General features: G+C 59.0%; 1 protein-coding gene. It reads right to left on the reverse strand.

Annotated features, from left to right (window positions below; genetic code table 11):
- Nucleotides 1-402 (reverse strand): MFS transporter (locus I6F37_RS43050; protein ID WP_225154836.1); only part of this gene is annotated, 402 nt, incomplete at both ends.

Raw genomic sequence — 402 nt, forward strand, 5'->3', positions numbered from 1 at the left:
ATCTCCGGCTTTCGCCAGCTTCCCGGTCAAGAAATTGCCGAGCGCGCCGCCGAGCGTTTCGACAACCGTGACGACACCCAAAATTCGTCCCAGGTGCTTCAAGCCAAAACATTCTGCAACGAGTAACTGCACCAACACAAACGCGCCGCCGTAGCCGAGGCCAAACGGAATCGCAAACGCGAGCGCGAGGCCGGGCGAAAGGTTCAGCAACAAGACCGCCGCGCCGCACAGCAACACACAGCACATCACATTCACCCAGGTCTTCGAGACGCGATCACTCAGCCAGCCGAAAAAGAATTTGCCGCCGATGCTCGCCACCGCCATCGTGGATTGGATGCCCGCTGACGCGCCCAACGTCATCCCGATGGCGGGGCTTTGCAAATACAAATTGAGCTGTTGCAC

The organism is Bradyrhizobium sp. NBAIM08 (assembly GCF_020193935.1).
GTDB classification, from domain to species: domain Bacteria; phylum Pseudomonadota; class Alphaproteobacteria; order Rhizobiales; family Xanthobacteraceae; genus Bradyrhizobium; species Bradyrhizobium yuanmingense.